Origin of the sequence: Microvirga aerilata (assembly GCF_016743775.1) — a bacterium.
Lineage (GTDB): Bacteria > Pseudomonadota > Alphaproteobacteria > Rhizobiales > Beijerinckiaceae > Microvirga > Microvirga aerilata.
Genome location: NZ_JAEQMY010000005.1, coordinates 16,124 through 38,234, shown reverse-complemented (window position 1 = coordinate 38,234; position 22,111 = coordinate 16,124). Strand labels below are relative to the sequence as shown.

Annotated in this window: 17 protein-coding genes; 14 read left to right on the top strand and 3 right to left on the bottom strand. The window is 65.1% G+C overall.

Features of this window, described 5'->3' with window-relative positions; all coding sequences use genetic code 11:
- The first annotated feature begins 556 nt into the window (after positions 1-556).
- The 4 genes from polA (at position 557) to JKG68_RS04900 (ending at position 5,304) form a co-directional block, all read left to right on the top strand.
- Positions 557-3,616: a DNA polymerase I gene (polA, locus tag JKG68_RS04915; protein WP_202056437.1), complete on the top strand. Its 3,060-nt coding sequence runs from the start codon at positions 557-559 to the stop codon at positions 3,614-3,616.
- A gap of 15 nt (positions 3,617-3,631) precedes the next feature.
- Positions 3,632-4,120, top strand: coding sequence for a GNAT family N-acetyltransferase (locus JKG68_RS04910; RefSeq protein ID WP_202056435.1), 489 nt, complete (start codon positions 3,632-3,634; stop codon positions 4,118-4,120).
- Between the two features lie 60 nt (positions 4,121-4,180).
- Entirely contained in the window at positions 4,181-4,891 is a 711-nt protein-coding gene (locus JKG68_RS04905; RefSeq protein ID WP_202056433.1) for a glutathione S-transferase, read from the top strand.
- A gap of 128 nt (positions 4,892-5,019) precedes the next feature.
- Positions 5,020-5,304 carry a hypothetical protein gene (locus tag JKG68_RS04900; RefSeq protein ID WP_202056432.1) on the top strand — a complete coding sequence of 95 codons (285 nt, stop codon included), beginning with the start codon at positions 5,020-5,022 and terminating at the stop codon, positions 5,302-5,304.
- Positions 5,305-5,321: 17 nt separating this feature from the next.
- On the opposite strand, the gene JKG68_RS04895 is transcribed toward JKG68_RS04900, so the two are convergent.
- Complete coding sequence (locus JKG68_RS04895) at positions 5,322-6,110, bottom strand: class II glutamine amidotransferase (RefSeq protein ID WP_202056430.1); 789 nt, start codon at positions 6,108-6,110, stop codon at positions 5,322-5,324.
- A gap of 176 nt (positions 6,111-6,286) precedes the next feature.
- Between JKG68_RS04895 and JKG68_RS04890 the strand changes: the two genes are divergently transcribed.
- On the top strand, positions 6,287-7,693 hold the full coding sequence (locus JKG68_RS04890) for a sodium:proton antiporter (protein WP_202056427.1): 1,407 nt from the start codon (positions 6,287-6,289) through the stop codon (positions 7,691-7,693).
- A gap of 260 nt (positions 7,694-7,953) precedes the next feature.
- Here the strand turns inward: JKG68_RS04890 and JKG68_RS04885 are convergent, their stop codons facing one another.
- Together JKG68_RS04885 and JKG68_RS04880 are read right to left on the bottom strand one after the other, a co-directional pair.
- Positions 7,954-9,054 (bottom strand): NAD(P)/FAD-dependent oxidoreductase, encoded by a 1,101-nt coding sequence (locus JKG68_RS04885; protein ID WP_202056426.1) that lies wholly within the window; start codon positions 9,052-9,054, stop codon positions 7,954-7,956.
- Positions 9,055-9,123: 69 nt separating this feature from the next.
- Positions 9,124-10,734 carry a phosphoenolpyruvate carboxykinase gene (locus JKG68_RS04880; protein ID WP_202056425.1) on the bottom strand — a complete coding sequence of 537 codons (1,611 nt, stop codon included), beginning with the start codon at positions 10,732-10,734 and terminating at the stop codon, positions 9,124-9,126.
- 522 nt (positions 10,735-11,256) lie between these two features.
- On the opposite strand from JKG68_RS04880, the gene JKG68_RS04875 reads away from it, so the two are divergent.
- The 9 genes from JKG68_RS04875 (at position 11,257) to JKG68_RS04835 (ending at position 22,101) form a co-directional block, all read left to right on the top strand.
- Positions 11,257-11,955 carry a response regulator transcription factor gene (locus JKG68_RS04875; RefSeq protein WP_199047810.1) on the top strand — a complete coding sequence of 233 codons (699 nt, stop codon included), beginning with the start codon at positions 11,257-11,259 and terminating at the stop codon, positions 11,953-11,955.
- A 75-nt stretch (positions 11,956-12,030) separates the two neighbouring features.
- Entirely contained in the window at positions 12,031-13,893 is a 1,863-nt protein-coding gene (locus JKG68_RS04870) for a sensor histidine kinase (protein ID WP_202056424.1), read from the top strand.
- A complete protein-coding gene (locus JKG68_RS04865; protein WP_202056422.1) occupies positions 13,890-14,345 on the top strand; it encodes an HPr kinase/phosphorylase in 456 nt (151 codons plus the stop codon). The genes JKG68_RS04870 and JKG68_RS04865 overlap by 4 nt, the downstream gene beginning before the upstream one ends.
- An 88-nt stretch (positions 14,346-14,433) precedes the next feature.
- A complete protein-coding gene (locus tag JKG68_RS04860; RefSeq protein ID WP_202056420.1) occupies positions 14,434-14,835 on the top strand; it encodes a PTS sugar transporter subunit IIA in 402 nt (133 codons plus the stop codon).
- Between the two features lie 5 nt (positions 14,836-14,840).
- Positions 14,841-15,161, top strand: a complete 321-nt coding sequence (locus JKG68_RS04855) for an HPr family phosphocarrier protein (RefSeq protein WP_202056417.1) — start codon at positions 14,841-14,843, stop codon at positions 15,159-15,161.
- A gap of 270 nt (positions 15,162-15,431) precedes the next feature.
- Complete coding sequence (gene ahcY / locus JKG68_RS04850) at positions 15,432-16,832, top strand: adenosylhomocysteinase (RefSeq protein ID WP_202056415.1); 1,401 nt, start codon at positions 15,432-15,434, stop codon at positions 16,830-16,832.
- Positions 16,833-17,193: 361 nt separating this feature from the next.
- The gene (locus tag JKG68_RS04845; protein WP_246515099.1) at positions 17,194-19,761 is read left to right on the top strand and encodes a sensor histidine kinase; all 2,568 of its coding nucleotides are present in this window, start codon (positions 17,194-17,196) and stop codon (positions 19,759-19,761) included.
- Between the two features lie 8 nt (positions 19,762-19,769).
- Complete coding sequence (gene tsaE, locus JKG68_RS04840) at positions 19,770-21,356, top strand: tRNA (adenosine(37)-N6)-threonylcarbamoyltransferase complex ATPase subunit type 1 TsaE (protein WP_202056412.1); 1,587 nt, start codon at positions 19,770-19,772, stop codon at positions 21,354-21,356.
- A 10-nt stretch (positions 21,357-21,366) separates the two neighbouring features.
- Positions 21,367-22,101, top strand: a complete 735-nt coding sequence (locus tag JKG68_RS04835) for a nucleotidyltransferase family protein (RefSeq protein ID WP_202056409.1) — start codon at positions 21,367-21,369, stop codon at positions 22,099-22,101.
- Positions 22,102-22,111 lie beyond the last annotated feature (10 nt).

Below are 22,111 nucleotides of genomic sequence, written 5' to 3'. Positions count from 1 at the left end.
TCTTGAGAACGGTCACCTCTGCAAATCTGGGGGTGCCTGCAGTACTTGCTAGGGTCTGAATGGCTCCAGGCCGACCTAATCCATCGAAGACTCGAAAACAGGTAACTGTTTCGCCTTGGTAAATATAATTCCAGACCGTCACATAACCGCCGTTCGGGAGAGCCGCCACGGTTCCTTCATCTGATCCGGTTCTATCTGTCTGGGATGCAATGATCGGGTTGCCCCATTTCTTAATGGCCATGGTATGCTCCTTGCCAAGATGTTTGCAGAATTCGATTCGTTATATAATTCGGTCAGCTTTCGCTCATAAAGCCCGAATTTGTTAATCGCAAGTTTATATCATGTCGCAAAGTCACCGAGTGCGCTGCCTCACATGGCCAAGCTCTTAGACTCCAGCTTGGGCAAGTTCCCAAGGCAGCTTGCCGATCCCATTTGATTTCAGGCTCTTGTGAGCAGAGCCTCATGGGCAGACAGGATCTGGCTCAACCGCCATAGCCATCCGGCCCCGGAGCCGCTATTTCTTGCCCCGAAGCAAGCCCTAAACCCCCGAGACCCGATGCCCTCGTCCTCCCGTCCCGTCCAAGCCGGCGATCACCTGTTCCTCGTCGACGGCTCGTCCTTCATCTTCCGGGCCTATTTCCAGTCCATGAACCAGGACCAGAAGTACAATGCCCGCTCCTCGGACGGGATGCCCACGGGGGCCGTGCGGCTCTTCGTGTCCAAGCTCCTGCAGTTCATGCGCGACGGGGCGGCGGGGTTGAAGCCTACGCATCTGGCCATCGTGCTCGACAAGTCCGAGGGCTCCTTCCGCAAGGAGCTCTACGAGGACTACAAGGGCCACCGGCCGGACGCGCCGGACGACCTCAAGGTCCAGATGCCGATCATGCGCGAGGCGATCCGGGCCTTCGGGCTCGAGCCCGTGGAGCTGCAGCGCTACGAAGCGGACGATCTCATCGCCACCTATACCCAGCAGGCGAAGGCCCGCGGGGCGGACGTGCTCATCATCTCGTCCGACAAGGACCTGATGCAGCTTGTGGGCCCGAAGGTGTGCTTCTACGATTTCGAATCGGGCTCCAAGGGCAAGCCGGGCTACCGGCCCGAGCGCAACTTGGATGAAGCCGCCGTCACCGAGAAGTGGGAGGGCATTCCGCCCGAAAAGATCGGCGATGTGCTGGCGCTGATGGGCGACACCTCGGACAACGTGCCGGGCGTGCCGGGCATCGGCCTCAAGACCGCAGCCCAGCTCATCAAGGAATACGGCGACCTCGAAACCCTGCTGGAGCGCGCCCCCGAGATCAAGCAGCCCAAGCGCCGCGAGGCGCTCATCGCCAACGCGGAGATCGCGCGTCTGTCGAAGAAGCTCGTGACCCTCGATTGCGAGGCTCCCGTCCCCGTGCCCCTCGACGCGCTGCGGGTGCCGGACCCGGACCCGAAGACGCTGGTCGGCTTCCTCAAGGCGATGGAATTCTCGACCCTGACCCGGCGGGTGGCCGAGCTTTACGACGCGGATCCCGCCGCGATCGCGCCCGACCCGCGCCTCATGCCCGGCGGCGAGGCCATCCGCTGGGAGCGCAACGGCGGCACCGGCGTGACGGCCCCCACCGACGACGCGGTGCCGTTCTTCGAAAAGGCCGATGGCGGCTCGGGCGAGGTCGACCCCTTCGCGGGTCTCGACCTGCCGGACACCGCCACGCTGCGCAAGCCGGTCGAGGGCCTCGGCACGCCCTCTCAGCTTGCCGGCAAGCGCGCGACGGAAGCCTCCTCCGCGCCTTTCGACGTGGCTTCTTATGAGACCGTGACCACCGTCGAGCGCTTGAACGAATGGGTGCGACAAGCCCGCGAGCAGGGAATCGTAGCGGTCGACACGGAAACGAGCGCGCTCGACGCGAACCTGGCCGACCTCGTCGGCTTCTCGCTTGCGGTCGAGCCCGGCAGGGCCTGTTACGTGCCGCTCCAGCACCGGGACGAATCCGATCTCTTCGGCGGCGGTCTGGTGAAGGGCCAGATCCCCGTGACGGACGCGCTTGATGCGATCCGCCCGCTGCTGGAGGATCCCGCCGTTCTCAAAATCGGGCAGAACCTGAAATACGACTGGGTCGTGTTCAAGCGCCACGGCATCGCGGTTAAGCCCTACGACGACACGATGCTGATCTCCTACGTGCTCGATGCCGGCAAGGGCCCGCACGGCATGGACGAGCTCTCCCGCCGCCATCTCGGCCACTCGCCCATCAGCTTCGGTGACGTTGCGGGCACGGGCCGAAACAAGGTGACCTTCGACAAGGTGGAGATCGCCAAGGCCACGGCCTACGCGGCCGAGGACGCGGACGTGACGTTGCGCCTGTGGCAGCTCCTCAAGCCGCGTCTGGCGGCCGAGCACCGGGCCACCGTCTACGAGACCTTGGAGCGCCCCCTCGTCGACGTGATCGCCCGCATGGAGATGCGCGGCATCCTGGTCGACCGGCAGATCCTGAGCCGCCTGTCGGGCGACTTCTCCCAGACCCTGGCCCGCCTCGAGGACGAGATCCACGAGATGGCGGGCGAAAAGTTCGCTTTGGGAAGCCCGAAGCAGATCGGCGACATTCTTTTCGGCAAGATGGGATTGCCCGGCGCCAAGAAGACGCCGTCCGGCCAATGGGCGACGCCCGCGACGCTTCTGGACGAGTTGGCGCAGGCCGGCCACGTGCTGCCCGAGAAAATCCTCGAATGGCGCCAGCTCTCCAAGCTGAAATCCACCTACACCGACACGCTCCAGGAGCACATGCATCCTGAAACGAAGCGCGTGCACACCTCGTTCTCGCTCGCCGCCACCACCACCGGGCGGCTCTCCTCATCCGAGCCGAACCTGCAGAACATTCCGATCCGCACGGAAGCGGGCCGCAAGATCCGCCGCGCCTTCATCGCGCCCGAAGGCCACAAGATCATCTCGGCCGATTACAGCCAGATCGAGCTGCGGCTGCTGGCCCACATCGCCGACATCCCGCAGCTGCAAGAGGCGTTCGCGCAAGGGATCGACATTCACGCGGCCACGGCCTCGGCCATGTTCGGCGTGCCGCTCGACCAGATGAACGCGGATCTGCGCCGCCAGGCCAAGACCATCAATTTCGGCATCATCTACGGCATCTCGGCCTTCGGGCTCGCCACGCGCCTCGGCATTCCGAACCAGGAGGCTTCCACCTTCATCAAGCAGTATTTCGAGCGCTTCCCGGGCATTCGCACCTATATCGACGAGACCAAGAAGGCCTGCCGCGAGAAGGGCTACGTGACCACCCTGTTCGGGCGTGTCTGCCACTACCCGCAGATCCGCTCGTCGAACCCGTCCGAGCGCGCGGGCGTGGAGCGCCAAGCCATCAACGCGCCGATCCAGGGCACCGCCGCCGACATCATCCGCCGCGCCATGATCCGCATGGAGGACGCGCTCAAGGCCGAGCGCCTCTCCGCCCGCATGCTGCTGCAGGTGCACGACGAACTGGTCTTCGAGGTCCCCGACGACGAGGTCGAGGCAAGCCTGCCGGTGATCGCGCGCGTGATGACGGAAGCGCCCTTCCCGGCCGTGTCCCTCAAGGTGCCGCTCGCCGTGGAGTCGCGGGCGGCGCAGAACTGGGACGAGGCGCATTGATCGAGGCCGATTGAGATGGAAGCGTCCAGGCTTGCCGTGCGCCCTGCCGTCGCGTCGGACGCGGAGACGATCTTTCGCTTTGTCGCGGGATTGATCGAGGATCACCTGCCGGGCCAGGAGCCCTGGACGTCGGCGGAGCGGATCCGAGCTGACGGCTTTGGTCCCGACCCGCTGTTCGAGGCTTTCATGGCAGAGCGGGACGGCGAGGCTGTCGGCTTCGTGTCCTTCTTTCGCGGCTATGCCGGATGGCGCGGCAAACCCATGGGCATCGTTCACGCCCTCTATGTGCTCCCTGAAGAGCGCCGCACGGGCGCTGCGCAGGCGCTCATGGGCGCAGTGGCAAAGACCGCCTTGGAGCGGGGCTGGGTGCGGGTGGAGCCCTTCGTCGAGGAAGAGCGGCCCGCCATCCGCTTCTATGAGGCTATCGGCATGCGCGATCTGCACCACCGGCATATGCGGCTCGACGGCGAGGCTCTGGAGCGCCTGGCGCGAAGCACGCTTTGACAGGACAAGCCGACGCTCCATCTCCACGCGAAGCATCGCTGAAGAGAAGGGAAGCGCCCCATGGCCTATGAGTTCTATTACTGGCCCGGCATCCAGGGACGCGGCGAGTTCGTGCGGCTGGCGCTCGAAGAGGCTGGCGCCGATTATATCGACGTGGCACGGGAGTCTGAGGGCCTCGCCGTGATGATGCGGATGATGGAACACGCGGACCGACCGCCCTTCGCGCCACCCTTCCTCAAAGATGGCGATACCATCATCGGCCAGACGGCCGCGATCCTGCTCTATCTCGGCGCCCGGCACGGGCTTGCCCCGAAGGATCCGGCCGGGGGCTTGTGGACGCACCAGATCCAGCTCACCCTCGGTGATTTCGTGGCCGAGGCTCATGACACCCACCATCCGATCGGGGTGGGCCTGTACTACGAGGACCAGAAGGCGGAGGCCCTGCGGCGCTCGGAGGAGTTCCGCGACAGCCGCATCCCCAAGTTTCTCGGCTGGTTCGAGCAGATTCTGGCCCGCAACCCTGCGGGCAGCAGCCACCTCGTGGGCGGGACGCTCACCTATGCCGATCTGTCCCTGTTTCAGGTGATCGAGGGCCTCGCCTATGCTTTTCCCAAAGCCGCGAAGCGCGCCTTGAAGAACGCTCCGCTGGTCGCAGCCCTGCACGACAGCGTCGCCGAAAGACCGCGCATCAAGGCGTATCTTGCCAGCCCACGCCGCATTCCGTTCAACGAGGATGGAATTTTCCGGCGCTATCCGGAACTGGACGCGTAAGCCTGCCAAGAATGGATTAAGATCTACGCCTTACCCTCAGGCCCCATAAAAGCCACAGGCATTGGGATTGAAATAGTGCCGATACGTCAGGCCTTCTCCTGTGCCGGTCGATCAATCGGGAGCCGATCATGAATGAGGGAGCAGAGAGCGTCACCGTCCGCCTCTGGCGTGACCGCGTGGGGTTGCGCGAGCGGGAACGGGATGAGGCTCAGGCCCGCCTTCGGATTGCCGAGGAGAAGATCGCCATCCTGATGGCGGAGAATGACAGGCTTGCCACGGAGAACGCCCGCTTGCGAGCCCATGGGGCCCCGGATGCGGGCTCCGCCCGCGCCGAGACCGAGCTTCAGATGGAAGCCCTCAAAGGCGCGCTCCTGCCTCTGCTCTCCCGTCCGACAGGGGAGCTGAACTCCTGAAACAGCCTTGACCGGGCTCAAGCCGCCAGGCGGCCCATGGCTTCGTTCAGGCACTCCACGGCGACGCTGCCGTTCGTCGCCACGAGGCTGCAGCCCTTCGGCACCTCGCGCCATCCCCTGGTCTTGTCGTCGATGGGCTCGGACACCACGAGCAGGTTGCCGTTGTCCTCGCGGAAATAGAGGGTCGGCGGCTTGGCATCGCAGGCCCAGCGGTAAGCCCAGAGATTCTCGCCGTCGGTGAAGGCGGCCGTGAAGCGCAGGGCCTCCTCGATGCCGGCCTCGTTCATGAGGCCACGCACCTGCTTCAGGGTCCGGGCCATGGCGGTGACGGGCTCCTCGGACAATCCGTTGGCAAGCGCGAGGAGGAAGATGGCCTCCGAGTCCGTGGTGCCGAGACGGCGGTCGTACAGCTCGTCCGGGATCATGGCCTCCAAGCGGCGCTTGATGCGCCCGTAGCCGCCGATCTGGCCGTTATGCATGAAAAGATAGCGCCCATGGGAGAAGGGATGGCAGTTGGCCCGGGTGGTCGAGGTGCCGGTGGAAGCGCGCACATGGGCGAAGAACAAGTTCGAGCGCACCTGCTCGCACAGGCTCCGCAGGTTCTCGTCGGACCAAGCCGGGCGGACCTCCCGGTAAATGCCCGGCTCGGGGCGCTCGCCATACCAGCCGATGCCGAACCCGTCCCCGTTCGTCTCGGTCTTGGCCTCGACCGCGTGAAGCGACTGGTGCACCAGCGAATGGGCCGGCGCACAAACCAGATCGGTGAGGAAGATCGGCTCTCCCCGGTAAGCAAGAAAGCGGCACATCGGTCTTCAGGCCCCCAAGCGCAGCAAAAGCTTTGTAATGATGTTGTACTATCTTTGACTTATGGTGAATAGCCGGTTAACGGCCCAGCCGTTGCAGCCTGGAGCCCCTTCCCATACAAGCGTTCCTCAACCGTTCGAGAACGATACCGGCGTGCCGGCCTGGGGATTTTTGAGACATGCTTCGCCTTTCGAGTCTGGCACTGACTGCCGCCCTCACATTCCTGCCACAGGCAGCCTTCGCGGCGGAATTCGACGGGGCGAGCCTCGGCCCTGTCTGGGCGCTGCCATTTGCGGGCATTCTCCTCTCCATTGCCCTCTTCCCGCTCCTCGCCCCACATTTCTGGGAGCATCACCAGGGCAAGATCGCGGCGCTCTGGGGCCTGCTGGTTCTGATCCCCATGGCGGTCGTCGCAGGTCCCATGACGGCGATCCACGCCCTCGCCCATACGGCGTTTCTCGAATACATTCCGTTCATCCTGCTGCTGCTCGCCCTGTTTACGGTGGCAGGCGGCATTCTGGTGCGCGGCAACATCCATGGATCGCCGGGCACCAACACGATGCTGCTGGCGCTGGGCACGGTGCTGGCGAGCTTCATCGGCACCACCGGCGCCTCCATGGTGATGATCCGCCCGGTGATGCGCGCCAACGACGACCGGCGGCACAACGTGCACGTGATCGTGTTCTTCATCTTCCTGGTGTCGAATATCGGCGGCTCGCTCACGCCGCTCGGCGATCCGCCGCTCTTCCTCGGCTTCCTGCGCGGGGTCGACTTCTTCTGGACCACCACGCACCTCCTGCCCGAGACCCTCTTCGCCAGCGGCCTCCTGCTCGCCCTGTTCTACGTGATCGACCTCGTGATCTACCGGAAGGAAGGGCACATCAAGCCGGATCCCACGCCCGACAATCCGGTGCGCGTCGCGGGGGGCATCAACTTCCTGCTGATCTTCATCATCATCGCGGCCATTCTCATGAGCGCCACGGTGGATCTCGGCCGGATTACGGTGCTCGGCACCGAAATCGAGCTGGCGAATGCCCTGCGCGATTTCATCATGATCGCAGTGACCATCATTTCCCTGAAGGCGACATCGAAGGCCAGCCGGATCGAGAACGGCTTCTCCTGGGGGCCGATCAAGGAGGTGGCGAAGCTCTTTGCCGGCATCTTCATCGCCATCATCCCGGTGCTCGCTATCCTGCGGGCGGGTGCGGACGGCGCGTTCGCGCCCCTCGTGGCCCTGGTGTCGAACCCGGACGGCAGCGCCAACAACGCCGCCTATTTCTGGCTCACCGGCGGCCTGTCCTCGTTCCTCGACAATGCGCCGACCTACCTCGTCTTCTTCGAGCTTGCCGGCGGCAACCCGCAGCAGCTGATGACCGCAGGCGCCATGACCTTGGCGGCCATCTCGGCCGGCGCCGTGTTCATGGGCGCGAACTCCTATATCGGCAACGCGCCGAACTTCATGGTGTATGCGATCGCCCGCGAAGGCGGCGTGAAGATGCCGAGCTTCTTCGGTTATCTCCTGTGGTCGGGCGTCATACTGATCCCGACCTTCCTGCTCATGACGCTGCTGTTCTTCAGGGCTTGATGCAACGCGTCATCCCGGACGGAGCGAGCCGATCCGGGACCGGGTGCAGGATCAAGTGCTGGATCCTCAACGCTGTCATCCCCGCGCAGGCGGGGATCCATAACCGCTGAGGTTGTAGAAGAGGACGCGGCGGCAATCGCATCGTCTCAACCAGCACCGTCAGCGTTTATGGATCCCGGGCTCCGCTTAAGCGGCCCCGGGATGACAGTGCCGGACTGGTTTGCGCGATCCGGGATCGGCATTGTCATCCAGAAGAACAACTACGTCCCGGCCGCCAACCTCTCCGCAACATCCTCCGCAATCGATAGGCACGAGGTCAGCCCTGGGCTCTCGATGCCGAACAGATGCACCAGCCCTGGCAAGCCATGCTCCGTCGGGCCGTCGATCATGAAATCCGCCGCCTTTTCGCCGGGTCCCGTCAGCTTCGGTCGGATGCCCGCGTAGTCGGCCACCAGCGCCCCATCGGGGAGCCCTGGCCAATAGCGGCGGATCGAGGCGTAGAAACCCTCCGCGCGGTGCGGGTCGACCGCGTACTCCTCCTGCTCGACCCATTCCACATCGGGTCCGAAGCGCATGCGTCCGGCAAGATCCAGGGTCACATGGGTGCCGAGCCCCCCGTCGACGGGGGCGGGGTAGATCAGGCGCGAGAAGGCGGGTTTGCCGAGGCAGCCGAAATAGTTGCCCTTGGCCAGCACCAGGGGCGGCACGCGCCCCGCCGGATAGACCTCCGTGGCGCCGGCAAGCGCCTGCGCGCCGAGCCCCGCCGCATTGACGACGGCATCGACCGTGAGCTCGGTGGGATCGTCGCCGCCGACCATGACGTTCCATCCCGTTCCATTCCGCGTGATCCCCTGGACCGGTGCATGAAATGCGATGGCACCGCCTGCGGCCTCCAGGTCACCCTGAAGCGCCAGCATGAGGGCGTGGCTGTCGATGATCCCGGTCTCGCGTGACAGGACGGCGCCGGTGCAGGAGAGGTTCGGCTCGAGCTGCCGCGCCTCGTCGCCCGTGACGAAGGAGAGGCCCTCCACACCGTTCATGAGCCCCTGCTCGTAGATGCCCTCGATCTTGGCCTGCTCGAGATCGTTGGTAGCCACGATGAGCTTGCCGCATTTGGCATGAGGAACGCCGTGGCTCCCGCAGAACGTGTAGAGCATCCGCCGTCCCTGAACGCAGTGGCGGGCGCGCAACGAGCCCGCTGGATAATACATGCCCGCATGGATCACCTCGCTGTTGCGCGAGGAGACCCCGTTGCCGATGCCGCCTGTCGCCTCGGCCACGATCACTCCATGGCCGCGCAGGGCAAGCTCGCGGGCGACCGCGAGACCGACAACACCGGCTCCGATGACGAGAACGTCCATTATTCATGAACCTCAATGCAAAACGGCGGCCCGAGAGCCGCCGCTTCTTAGTGCAAAAACAGGATGCCGTCAGGCGGCAATCGACGTCTGCGGCCCTGCGGAGCGCACGTCGGAATCCACATGGCCCTCGAAGCGCTTGAAGTTTTCGTTGAACATGTCGATGAGGCGCTTGGCGGTCTCGGCGAATTCCGCCTTGTTCTGCCAGGTTTTCACCGGATACAGGATGTGCGGCTCCACGCCCGGTACCGAGGTGGGCACCGCGAAGCCGAAATAGGGATCGCGGCGGAAATCGGCGCGGGAGAGCGAACCGTCGAGCGCGGCCGTCAGCAGGCGGCGGGTGACGCGGATCGGCATGCGCCGGCCCACACCGTACTTGCCGCCGGTCCAGCCGGTGTTCACGAGCCAGCAATCCACATGGTGCTTGGCGATGAGATCGCGCAGCAGGTTGCCGTACACGGACGGATGGCGCGGCATGAAGGGGGCGCCGAAGCAGGTGGAGAACGTGGCCTCCGGATCCTTCACGCCCTTTTCAGTGCCGGCCACCTTCGCGGTGTAGCCGGACAGGAAGTGGTACATGGCCTCGGCCGGCGTCAGCTTGGCGATAGGGGGCAGCACGCCGAAGGCATCGCAGGTGAGCATCACGATGTTCTTCGGAATGCCGGCGCGGCCCGTGGCGCTGGCATTGGGGATGAAGTCGAGCGGATAGGCGCAGCGCGTGTTTTCCGTGCGCGAAGCGTCGTCGAAATCGGGAACCCGCGTGATCGGGTCGATCACCACGTTCTCCAGCACCGTGCCGAAGCGCTCCGTGGTGGCGAAGATCTCCGGCTCCGCCTCGCGGGAGAGACGGATGGTCTTGGCATAGCAGCCGCCCTCGAAGTTGAAGACGCCGTTCGGGCCCCAGCCATGCTCGTCGTCGCCGAGCAGGACACGGTTCGGATCGGCCGACAGGGTGGTCTTGCCCGTGCCCGAGAGGCCGAAGAACACGGCCACGTCGTTGCTGCTGCCCACATTGGCCGAGCAGTGCATGGGCATGACGTTCTGCGAGGGCAGCACGTAGTTGAGATAGGTAAAGACCGACTTCTTCATCTCGCCGGCGTAGGACGTGCCGCCGATGAGCACGATCTTGCGCTTGAAGTCGCAGGCGATGACCGTCTCGGTCCGGCAGCCGTGGCGGGCGGGGTCCGCCTTGAAGGACGGCAGGTCGATAATGGTCATTCCCGGCACATAATCGGCGAGCTCGCCGCGGTCGGGACGGATCAGGAGGTTGCGGATGAAGAGCGAATGCCAGGCGAATTCCGTGAAGACCCGGGCCTTGACCCGGTAGGCCGGATCGGCGCCGCCATAGAGATCCTGGGCGAACAGTTCCTTGCCCTCGGCATGGGCCAGGAAGTCTTCCAGCAGGGTGTCGAAATGACCGGGCGTGATGGAGCCGTTGTTATCCCACCAGACGGTGCTTTCCGTGGCGTCGTCACGCACCACGAACTTGTCCTTGGGGGAGCGGCCGGTATGGACCCCCGTCTCGGCCAGGAGCGCGCCGCCCTGCACGAGCTTGGTTTCGCCCCGGGTCAGGGAATGCTCGTAGAGCGCAGGCGCTTCGAGGTTCCAGTAAACCCGTTTGAGATTGCGGAAGCCGAAGGCCTCAGCGCCCTGTGCGCTGTTGAAGACGCCGATATTATCCACGAAAGACTTCTCCTGGTTGCCGATCATCGCGGGACCGGATGTGCCGCCGTCCGATGGTCGTCACTTGGGTAGGGTCAAACAATGCCGGCAAAGGTTCACCGCCTCGCTTGAACATAGAACCTTGTTTAGGTCAGCCGGCGTTGTCGTCAACTGATGACATTTCATGGCATTCTATTTTTCGTCGCACCAGAGCTCGATGGTGCCCACCGGCTTGGTTTTTCGGGCTTTGGCGGGGTTCTTTCGTATGATTGACACCCGTGGGCAGGGACAATCCGGGAATTTCGCCCCCAAGCAGACCAACGGCGGCATCCAGCCCTGCCGGGCCTAGCCCGAATAGTGTTCATCTCCGGTTGAACTAGGTGTGCTTAGATACCACTATCAAGACCGCCCCCTGGTCCAGGCGTGGACCGAAACCATATTTATGCCACGAGAAAGGCGCAGTTGGGGACGTTTTAGGGCCTGCTGCGTTGTCAGCCGAGACGAAAAGCTGACAATTGTCCTTGTAAAGCTAAGGAAGAGTTCATGCCAACGATCGCCCTTGTCGATGACGATCGCAACATTCTGACCTCTGTCTCCATCGCCCTCGAGGCGGAAGGCTACCGCATTCAAACCTACACGGACGGCGCGTCCGCCCTGGACGGGCTCAAGCACGCTCCGCCGGATCTGGCGATCTTCGACATCAAGATGCCGCGCATGGACGGGATGGAGCTCCTGCGGCGCCTGCGGCAGAAATCGGATCTGCCCGTGATCTTCCTGACCTCGAAGGACGAGGAAATCGACGAATTGTTCGGCCTCAAGATGGGCGCGGACGATTTCATCCGGAAACCTTTTTCCCAGCGCCTTCTGGTCGAGCGGGTGAAGGCGGTCCTGCGCCGCTTCGCCCCCAAGGACCAGAGCACCCCCAAGGAGGCCGATCCGAAGGCCCTGGAGCGCGGCCAGCTCAAGATGGACCCGGAGCGCCATGCCTGCACCTGGAAGGGCGAGCCCGTCACCCTGACCGTGACCGAGTTCCTGATCCTGCAGGCGCTCGCCACCCGCCCCGGGGTGGTGAAAAGCCGCAATGCCCTCATGGATGCGGCCTATGACGACCAGGTTTACGTCGACGACCGCACCATCGACAGCCACATCAAGCGCCTGCGCAAGAAGTTCAAGTCGGTTGACCAGAGTTTCGAAATGATCGAGACCCTCTACGGCGTGGGCTACCGCTTCAAGGAAGCCTGACGCGTTGAAGGCGCAGCAACCTGGAAAGACGGCCATGTTCCGGCATCTGGACCGGAGCATGGGTGAACGAGTGGCATGAAGGCTGACCCGATCCACGCCGAGGCGGCATTCGACGATCCGCCTGCACCCCAGGGCATCCTGGCGCGGCTGAAGCACTTCGGCCGCATGATCCTGCAGCGTGCCTCGTCGAGCCTGACGCGCCGGATCGTGGTGCTCAACCTGGCCGGACTCGTGGCGCTGCTCTTCGGCTTTCTCTACCTCAACCAGTTCCGCGAAGGCCTCATCGAGGCCCGGGTGCAGAGCCTTCTCACTCAGGGCGAGATCATCGCCGGGGCGATCGCGAGCTCTGCGACCGTTGAAACCAACACCATCACCATCGATCCGGACCAGCTCCTCCAGATGCAGGCGGGCGAAACGGAGCGCTTCAACGACGAATCCTTCTCGTCGCTGGAATTCTCCATCAATCCCGAGCGCGTCGCCCCCCTGCTGCGTCGGCTGGTGACTCCGACCGAAACCCGCGCCCGGATCTTCGACCGGGAAGGGATGCTCCTTCTCGATTCCCGGTCGTTCTACTCCCGCGGCGACATCCTGCGCATGGATCTGCCTCCCGTGGCCAATGTGGAGGACACGACCAGCGCCATGGAGCGCACCTGGAACAGCATCCGCAAGATGTTCCGGCGCACCAAGCGTCCGGTGCGCGAGGAGACGGGTCCGGTCAACGGCAAGTCCCTGCCGGAGGTGCAGCAGGCCTATGCGGGCCAGCAATCGAGCGTGGTTCGCGTGAACAACCGCGGCGAAACCATCGTGTCCGTGGCGGTTCCGATCCAGCGCTTCCGCACGGTCCAGGGCGCGCTCCTGCTCTCGACGCAGGAAGGCGATATCGATGCCATCATCGCGTCAGAGCGCTTTGCCCTGCTGCAGGTCTTCCTGGTGGCCGCCGTGGTCATGATCGTGCTCTCGCTTTTTCTCGCCGGCGCCATCGCGGGTCCCGTCCGGCGGCTCGCGGAAGCGGCCGAGCGGGTGCGCTGGGGAACGAAATCCCGTCAGGAGATCCCGGACTTCACCGCCCGGGCCGACGAGATCGGCCACCTGTCGGGCGCCCTGCGCGACATGACCAAGGCGCTCTACAACCGCATCGACGCGATCGAGAGCTTCGCGGCGGACGTGGCGCACGAGCTGAAGAACCCGCTCACCTCCCTGCGCAGCGCCGTGGAGACCCTGCCGCTCGCCCGGAGCGACGATTCCCGCCAGCGGCTCCTGTCCATCATCCAGCATGACGTGAAGCGCCTCGACCGGCTGATCAGCGACATCTCGGATGCCTCGCGCCTCGACGCGGAGCTCGCCCGCGCCGACGCGGAGCCCGTGGACATGGTGCGCCTCCTCGAAGCGGTGGTGTCCGTCGCAAACGAACGCCGCCAGGAGCACGACCCGCTCATCACGCTCAGCATCGACAGGCAGGCTCATGGCCGCGACGCCTTCCTGGTTCTCGGCCATGACAGCCGCTTGGGCCAAGTGTTCAACAACCTGATCGACAACGCCCGCTCCTTCTCGCCGCCCGACGGGACGGTGAAAGTCTCCATGCGCCGGCGCAAGAACCAGGTCGAAGTTCTCGTGGAGGACAGCGGTCCCGGCATCGAGCCCGATGCCCTCGACCGGATCTTCGAGCGCTTCTACACGGACCGGCCCGAGCAGGGTTTCGGCCAGAATTCGGGATTGGGGCTTTCCATCTCCCGCCAGATCATCGAGGCGCATCGCGGCACCATCCGGGCCGAGAACCGCCTCGGCGCCCCGGATGAGGCCGGCGAGCCCAAGCGTCTCGGCGCGCGCTTCGTCATTCGCCTTCCGGTCGAAGGAGCCAAGGGACGGCGGGAGCCCGGCAGGAAGGACCAGGCCAAGCGGGATCAAGGAAAGCGTGATCAAGGAAAGCAGCACCCTTGAACGCCTCGGGGACGATCCATGCCTGCTGCGTCGTCGTCGGCGAGGCCGGGCTCCTGATCCGGGGAGCATCGGGCTCCGGCAAATCGACCCTTGCCCGCGAAATGGTGGTCCGTGCAGCCCAGGCGGGCCGCTTCGGGCGCTTGGTCAGCGACGACAGGACCCAGCTCGAGCCCCGACATGGCCGCCTCCTGGCGCGCCCGGTGGAGCCCCTCGGCGGCTGCATCGAGATCTGCGGCCTCGGCATCGTCAGGCAGCCCTTCGAGACGGCTGCCGTCGTTCGTCTGGTGATCGACCTTTGCGAGAGCCTTGCCCGCTATCCCGAGGAGCAGGACAAGCATGTAGCCCTCTGCGGCGTCATGGTCCCTCGCGTCAGGATGCAAGCCGGGGCAATCTCCGCCGACATCGCCATGGTCTGCCTGAGTTGTGTTTGCAACACGGTCGTGACACTGTGATGAACTTTTCCTCTCAACGCTCTTGCGCTTGGCTTCGCAGTGCACAAAATAGCGGCTCCGCTCTCGGAGCATTCGGACCTGTAACATTATGATTGGTATGGTGCTCGTCACCCACGGGCAGCTCGCGACGGAATTCAAGGCGGCGCTGGAGCATGTGGTGGGACCCCAGGAGCAGCTTGAGACGATCACGATCGGCCCTGACGACGATATGGAAACACGGCGCAAGGACATCATGGCCGCCGTGTGCCGGGTCAACTCGGGGCACGGGGTCGTGGTTCTCACGGACATGTTCGGGGGCACGCCCTCGAACCTGGCCCTGTCCTGCATGAACGGCGGCTCCGTCGAGGTGGTCGCCGGCATCAACCTGCCCATGCTGATCAAGCTGGCATCCGTCCGGGACGAGGAGCCCTTGTCCGACGCGGTCTCCCATGCCCAGGAGGCGGGGCGCAAATACATCAACATCGCCTCGCGCGTTCTCTCGGGAAAATGAGCCTCATGGACCGCTCCCTCGACGAGGATTGCCCCCCTGCGCCTGTGCCCGAGGGAGCCGAGGTCCGGGAGCTTCCCATCGTCAACCGCAGGGGCCTGCACGCCCGCGCCTCCGCCAAGTTCGTCCAGACCGTGGAGCGCTTCAACGCCGACGTGACCGTGACCCGCTGCGGCGAGACCGTGGGCGGGCGCTCCATCATGGGTCTCCTGACCCTGGGCGCAGCCCAGGGCACCTCGATCACGGTCACGGCCAAGGGTGTGGACGCTACCGCCTGCCTGCAGGCCATCGACGATCTTCTCGCCAACAAGTTCGGCGAAGGCGAGTAGCTTTAGGCTCCCAGAGCTATCAGCACCGTCGCTGCGGGCCAAAGACGAACCCTGAAGGCATGAAACCAGGAGGGGCCGCTCAGCGTCGGCTTCTTGTGCACCGTCACCGTTACGGAATTTCAGTGCCTCCGGCGCAGCTCCGAGGTGACGGTTTGAGCGCCTTGCCGCCGCAAAACATATAAAGACATCTTTATATCTTGATTGCCTCTCCTGGCGACCTCTGCTAGAGACAGCGCCAACTCACCCCAACTGGTGCAAAGAGAGGCCATCATGGCACAGGATTACATCGTCAAAGACATCAGCCTTGCCGATTTCGGCCGCAAGGAAATCTCCATCGCCGAGACCGAGATGCCGGGCCTCATGGCCGTGCGCGAGGAATACGGCCCGAAGCAGCCCCTGAAGGGCGCCCGCATCGCCGGCTCGCTCCACATGACCATCCAGACTGCGGTGCTGATCGAGACCTTGAAGGCTCTCGGGGCCGATATCCGCTGGGTGTCCTGCAACATCTATTCCACCCAGGACCACGCCGCTGCCGCCATTGCGGCCGCCGGCATCCCGGTCTTCGCCTATAAGGGCGAGACCCTGCAGGAGTACTGGGAGTACACCGCCAAGCTGTTCGACTGGCACGACGGCGGCATGCCCAACATGATCCTCGACGACGGCGGCGACGCCACCATGCTGGTCCATCTGGGCCTGCGCGCCGAGCAGGGTGACGTGGCCTTCCTCGACAAGCCGGGCTCCGAGGAAGAGGAAGTGTTCTTCGCGCTGATCAAGCGCCTGCTCAACGAAAAGCCGAAGGGCTGGTTCGCGGGGCTCGCCGATTCGATCAAGGGTGTGTCGGAAGAGACCACCACGGGCGTGCACCGCCTCTACATCATGGAGAAGGAGGGCAAGCTCCTCTTCCCGGCGATCAACGTCAACGACTCGGTCACCAAGTCGAAGTTCGACAACCTCTACGGCTGCCGCGAATCGCTCGTGGACGGCATCCGCCGCGGCACGGACGTGATGATGGCCGGCAAGGTCGCCATGGTGGCGGGCTTCGGCGACGTGGGCAAGGGCTCGGCCGCTTCGCTCCGTCAGGCCGGCTGCCGCGTGCTGGTGTCGGAGGTCGATCCGATCTGCGCGCTCCAAGCCGCCATGGAAGGCTATGAGGTCACGACCATGGAGGACGCGGCTCCCCGCGCCGACATCTTCGTCACCGCCACCGGCAACAAGGACGTGATCACCCTCGACCACATGCGCGCCATGAAGGACCGGGCGATCGTCTGCAACATCGGCCACTTCGACAACGAGATCCAGGTCGCGGGCCTCAAGAACCTCAAGTGGAACAACATCAAGCCGCAGGTGGACGAGATCGAGTTCCCCGACGGACACCGCATCATCCTGCTGTCGGAAGGCCGCCTTGTGAACCTGGGCAACGCCATGGGCCACCCGTCCTTCGTGATGTCGGCATCCTTCACCAACCAGACGCTGGCCCAGATCGAGCTCTTCACCAGCCAGGGCAAGTACGAGCGCAAGGTCTACACTCTGCCCAAGCACCTGGACGAAAAGGTGGCTTCCCTGCACCTCGAAAAGATCGGCGTGAAGCTCACCAAGCTGCGCCCCGATCAAGCCTCCTATATCGGCGTGTCGGAGACCGGTCCCTTCAAGCCGGATCACTACCGCTACTGATCTTCCGTCCGACTGGAAATCCTTCAAAGCCCGGCTTCGCCGGGCTTTTTTCTTGGCTGCTTCATGGTCGAATCGCCAAACTGTCGCACCGGCACGTGTGTGTCACAAATGCAATATGGTTCGACGAATTGCACACAGGTTCTCCAAAGGAAGTTTAAGCCGACGTTAACCCTCTTCCTGGCGGAGTCAGGGGTAGTCTAGAGTGAACACGAATCGACCGGCTGCGCTTCGGCTTCGAACCTGCGCCGGCAGTTCCGTTCATATGTAGACGGGTGACCTCTGTGACGTCGGAAGACGTGGCAGGGGATCGCTTGAGCTTGGCCTGATCATCGGGCCGCCAACAAGGGAAGGGCAGCACGGCATGGCCGGGCAACGGGAGCAACGCGAGGACCGCAAGGACAGGAGACGCCCTCCTGTCGGCTCGGCTCGTGCGTCCCTGTCCCTGATGCTGCTGGCCGGCACATCCCCGGCAGCTTTGGCCAACGACCTTCTCCTTCCTTTCACGGATAAGGCCTCGGACCTCCTCGGTTTCCTGCACAGCTTCGACCTGCACAACGCCGCCTATTTCGGCCTGTTCATGGGCCTCGTCGCCTTCTCGACCACCACGTCCCTGCTGTTGATGCGCGAGCAGCGGCGCTCCGCCCGGGTGGAGCAATCCTTGAGGAACGAACTGGCCGTCCTGCGCGGCGCGGATGATCTCGCCGCCCTGCTCATGGGCTCCGAGCGCCAGCTGCTTGTGAGCTGGCACGGGCGGGACGGGGAGCCGCGCTTCCAAGGGGACCCGACCATCATCGGCGAAGGCGCGCCCGCCAAGCGCGCGCTGGCCTTCGGCACCTGGCTCAGCCCCGCCGACGCGGCGGCCGTGGAAGCCGCCCTGGAGCAGCTGAAGCAGCGCGGCGAAGCCTTTCGCCTCACGGCGCGGGGCACCGGCGGCCGCTTCATCGATGTCGAGGGCCGCACCATCGGCGGGCGGGCCATCCTGCGCCTGAGGGAGGTGACCGGCGACCGGGCCGAACTCCTCAAGGCCCAGGCCAACCTGGCTGCAGCGCGCACCGACCTGCGCTCCATGACGATGCTGCTCGACGACGTGGCCTACCCGCTCTGGATCCGCGACCTGGACGACAGGCTGCTGTGGGCGAACCAGGCATACCTGCGCTCGGTCGAAGCCTCCGGGCTCGACGACGCGATCAACCGCTCCCTCGAACTCCTGGGCGAGACGACCCGGGACGAGGCCCGCCGCCGCCGCAAGTCCGGAGCCACCTATTCAGGACGGGTGACGGCCGTGGTGGCGGGGCACCGCGCGGTGCTCGACGTGATCGAGCGCCCCACGGCGGGCGGCAGCGCGGGCATTGCGGTGGATGTCTCCGAGCTGGAGGCCGTCAGAACCGACCTGCAGCGCCAGATGGACGCCCATGTGCGCACCCTCGACCAGCTGCCTACGGCGGTGGCGATCTTCGACGGGGCGCAGAACCTCATCTTCAGCAACGCCGCCTATCAGCGCCTCTGGGGGCTCGATCCGGCCTTCCTGAGCTCCCGGCCCCTGGACAGCGAGGTGCTCGACCGCCTGCGCGCCGCCCGCAAGCTCCCGGAGCAGGCGGATTTCCGGGCCTGGAAGGCCGACTTCCTGGCGGGTTACCGCTCGGTGGAGCAGCAGGAAACCTGGTGGCACTTGCCCGACCGCCGGACCTTGCGCGTGGTGATCAATCCCAACCCGCAGGGCGGCGTCACCTATCTGTTCGACGACGTGAGCGAACGCTTCGAGCTCGCCTCGCAGGTCCATTCGCTGACCCGCGTTCAGAGCGAGACCCTCGACACCCTCAAGGAGGGCGTTGCCGTGTTCGGCTCGGACGGGCGCCTCAAGCTGCACAACCGCGCGTTTTCGGACATGTGGAACTTAGCCCCGGATGTGCCGGGCGAGCATCCGCATATCGATGCGATCATCAAGGCCTGCCGCCTGCTGGCGCCGCAGGAGGAGCCGTGGATCGACATCCGCGGCGCCGTTGCGGGCTTGGCCGACATGCGCATGGGACTCTCCTGCCGCATCGAGCGGCGCGACGGATCGGCCCTGGACTGCACGGCCCAGCCCTTGCCCGACGGCGCGACCCTCCTGAGCTTCACAGACGTGACCGCGAGCGTGAACGTGGAGCGCGCGCTCACCGAGCGCAACGACGCCCTGGAGCGCGCCTCGCGGCTGCGCGACGAGTTCGTGCACCACGTGTCCTACGAGCTGCGCTCCCCGCTCACCAACATCATCGGCTTCACCCAGCTCCTCGGCGACGAGACGGTGGGTGCGCTCAATCCGCGCCAGCGCGACTACGCCGAGCACATCATGCGCTCCTCGGCGGCGCTGCTGGCGATCCTCAACGACATTCTTGACCTCGCCTCCATCGACACCGGCTCCCTGGAGCTCAGCCCGGAGATCGTCGACATCCGCTCGACCATCGAGGCCGCCATGCGGGGGCTCGAGGACCGGCTGGCGGAGTCCTCCCTCACGGTGGTCATCGATGCGCCGGACGACATCGGCACCTTCGTGGCCGACGGCAAGCGGGTGCGCCAGATCCTCTTCAACCTGCTCTCCAACGCGGTCGGGTTCTCGTCGCCGGGCCAGACCATCCGGGTCTCGGCCCGCAAGCGCGGGGCTGAGGTGATCTTCGATGTGAAGGACCAGGGCCGCGGCATTCCGCCCGAGGTCAGGGCCCGCATCTTCGAGCGGTTCGAAAGCCACACCCTGGGAACGCGCCACCGCGGCGTGGGCCTGGGGCTCTCCATCGTGCGCTCCTTCGTGGAGCTGCATGGGGGGCGCATCGAGCTGTCCTCGGCTCCAGGGGCCGGCACCACGGTCACGTGCATCTTCCCCAACGACCGCCATGAGACACCTTCCGATGGCCGTTCAGCGCAATCTGCGCTAACTCCCATCGCAGCCGAATAGGATCAGCGATGGTGAATGGATTGGCTCTCATGCCCGAGCAGGACGTTTTGCAGGCAGCCTGGATGGTGATGCTTCCCGACCACGAGGCGACCGAACGCTTCGCGGGCGTCCTGGCCGAGGAGCTGAAAGCCGGTGATCTCGTCACCCTCTCGGGCGGCCTCGGGGCCGGGAAGACGACGCTGGCCCGCGCCCTCGTGCGCACGCTCGCAGGCGACGCGGAGCTTGAGGTTCCAAGCCCCACCTTCACCCTGATGCAGGTCTATGACGGCCGGCGCTCCCCGATCGTGCACGCGGATTTCTATCGCCTGTCCGGGGGCTACGAGCTTGTGGAGCTGGGCTGGGACGAGATGACCGATAACGCGATCGCCCTCGTCGAGTGGCCCGAGCGCGCCGAGGACGCCCTGAGACCTGAGCACCTCGATATCCGGCTCGACTTCGCCCCCGGCGGGGGCGGCAGGGGCCGCATCGCCATGCTGACCGGCACGGGCGCCTTCGTGTCCCGGCTCCAGCGGATGAAGGCCTACCGGAACCTGGTGGAGCGCTGCGGCTGGAGCGATGCCGTGCGCCAGCCGATGACCGGCGACGCCTCCGTCATCCGTTCCTACGAGCGCCTCGCGAAGCCCACCGGCGAAACGGCGCTGCTGATGGTCTCTCCGCCGCGCCCGGTCGGGCCGGCGGTGCGGCGGGGCAAGCCCTATACGACCATCGCCAAGCTCGCCGAGACGGTCCACGCCTTCGTGGCCATGGACAAGGGCCTGCGGGCGCTGGGCTTCAGCGCGCCTTACATCTACGGCGAGGATCTCGAGGCGGGCCTTCTCCTCATCGAGGATCTGGGCGCTGAGCCCGTCACGGACGAGAACGGCCCGATTCCCGACCGCTACGGGGAGGCGACCAGGCTTCTCGCGCAGCTCCACGGCACGACCCTGCCGCAGGTGCTGCCCGTGGCGGATGGATACGACCACCCCATCCCGCCCTACGATCTCGAAGCGCTCCTGATCGAGGTGGAGCTGCTGCTCGACTGGTACGTGCCCCACATCATCGGCACGCAGCTGTCGGGCTCGGCCCGCGCGGAGTTCGTCAACCTGTGGACCGAAACCCTGGGCGAGGTGCTGTCTGCGCCGACGACCTGGACCCTGCGCGACTATCATTCGCCCAACCTGATCTGGATGCCGGAGCGCGAGGGTCTCCAGCGCGTCGGGCTCATCGACTTCCAGGATGCGGTGCTCGGCTCGCCCGCCTACGACGTGGCGTCCCTGCTGCAGGATGCCCGCGTGACCGTGCCGCCCGAGCTCGAGCTGAAGCTCATCGGCCTCTACGCCCGCGACCGGAAGGCCACCGATCCGTCCTTCGACGTGTCGGCCTTCGCCCGGGCCTACGCCATCATGGCGGGCCAGCGCGCCACCAAGATCCTCGGCATCTTCGCCCGCCTCGACCGGCGCGATGGCAAGCCGCACTACCTGAAGCACCTGCCGCGGATCGAGGCCTACCTCATCCGCAACCTCGCCCATCCGGCCCTGGGGAAGCTCAGGGGCTGGTATGAGAACTATCTGCCGAGGCTCATCCCGCACGCGGGCGACGAGCCTCCTCCAGCCTGAGCAGAAACCTTTGCCCCAAGCCCTCGCGCGCCCGCCCAGAACCGCCATCGTCCTTGCCGCAGGCCTGGGCAAGCGCATGCTGCCGATTACGGCCACCATCCCTAAGCCCCTCGTGAAGGTAGCGGGCCAGAGCCTGATCGACTTCGCCCTCGACCGGCTGCACGAGGCAGGCATCGAGACGGTGGTGGTGAACGTGCACCACTTCGCCGACATGCTCGAAGCGCATCTGCGCACCCGCGCCGCGCCCCGCATCGTCATCTCCGACGAACGCGGCGAGCTTCTCGAAACCGGCGGCGGCGTGAAGAAGGCGCTGCCGCTGTTAGGGAACGATCCCTTCATCACCTTCAACTCCGATTCGCTCTGGATCGAGGGCCGGGAGCCCAACCTGAAGCGCCTCGTGGCCGCCTGGGACCCGGACCGAATGGACATCCTGATGCTGGTGGCCCCGTTATCCACAAGTGTTGGATTTGAAGGCAGGGGCGACTTCCACATGGATCCCGACGGGCGCCTGCGCCGTCGCGGCGCCGATGACAGCGCCCCTTTCGCCTACGCGGGCGTTGCCATCGTGAAGCCAGAGCTGGTTCCCGGCACGCCCGACGGACCGTTCTCGGCCAATGCCTTCTACGACCGTGCCATTGCGGCGGACCGCCTCTACGGCTTGTGCATGGAGGGGCAATGGCTGCATGTTGGAGAGCCGCATACCATTGCTGAGGCAGAACAGTGCATTGCCGCCAGCAAGCGATGAGGTTTGAAGG

Excerpts from the sequence above, each read along its gene's own strand:
- JKG68_RS04895 (WP_202056430.1), bottom strand. The coding sequence starts at position 6,110 with ATGTGCCGCTTTCTTGCTTACCGGGGAGAGCCGATCTTCCTCACCGAT.
- JKG68_RS04890 (WP_202056427.1), top strand. The coding sequence starts at position 6,287 with ATGCTTCGCCTTTCGAGTCTGGCACTGACTGCCGCCCTCACATTCCTG.
- JKG68_RS04885 (WP_202056426.1), bottom strand. The coding sequence starts at position 9,054 with ATGGACGTTCTCGTCATCGGAGCCGGTGTTGTCGGTCTCGCGGTCGCC.
- JKG68_RS04875 (WP_199047810.1), top strand. The coding sequence starts at position 11,257 with ATGCCAACGATCGCCCTTGTCGATGACGATCGCAACATTCTGACCTCT.
- JKG68_RS04855 (WP_202056417.1), top strand. The coding sequence starts at position 14,841 with ATGGACCGCTCCCTCGACGAGGATTGCCCCCCTGCGCCTGTGCCCGAG.
- JKG68_RS04910 (WP_202056435.1), top strand. The coding sequence starts at position 3,632 with ATGGAAGCGTCCAGGCTTGCCGTGCGCCCTGCCGTCGCGTCGGACGCG.
- JKG68_RS04845 (WP_246515099.1), top strand. The coding sequence starts at position 17,194 with ATGGCCGGGCAACGGGAGCAACGCGAGGACCGCAAGGACAGGAGACGC.
- JKG68_RS04860 (WP_202056420.1), top strand. The coding sequence starts at position 14,434 with ATGATTGGTATGGTGCTCGTCACCCACGGGCAGCTCGCGACGGAATTC.
- JKG68_RS04900 (WP_202056432.1), top strand. The coding sequence starts at position 5,020 with ATGAATGAGGGAGCAGAGAGCGTCACCGTCCGCCTCTGGCGTGACCGC.
- JKG68_RS04905 (WP_202056433.1), top strand. The coding sequence starts at position 4,181 with ATGGCCTATGAGTTCTATTACTGGCCCGGCATCCAGGGACGCGGCGAG.
- polA (WP_202056437.1), top strand. The coding sequence starts at position 557 with ATGCCCTCGTCCTCCCGTCCCGTCCAAGCCGGCGATCACCTGTTCCTC.
- JKG68_RS04870 (WP_202056424.1), top strand. The coding sequence starts at position 12,031 with ATGAAGGCTGACCCGATCCACGCCGAGGCGGCATTCGACGATCCGCCT.
- ahcY (WP_202056415.1), top strand. The coding sequence starts at position 15,432 with ATGGCACAGGATTACATCGTCAAAGACATCAGCCTTGCCGATTTCGGC.
- tsaE (WP_202056412.1), top strand. The coding sequence starts at position 19,770 with ATGGTGAATGGATTGGCTCTCATGCCCGAGCAGGACGTTTTGCAGGCA.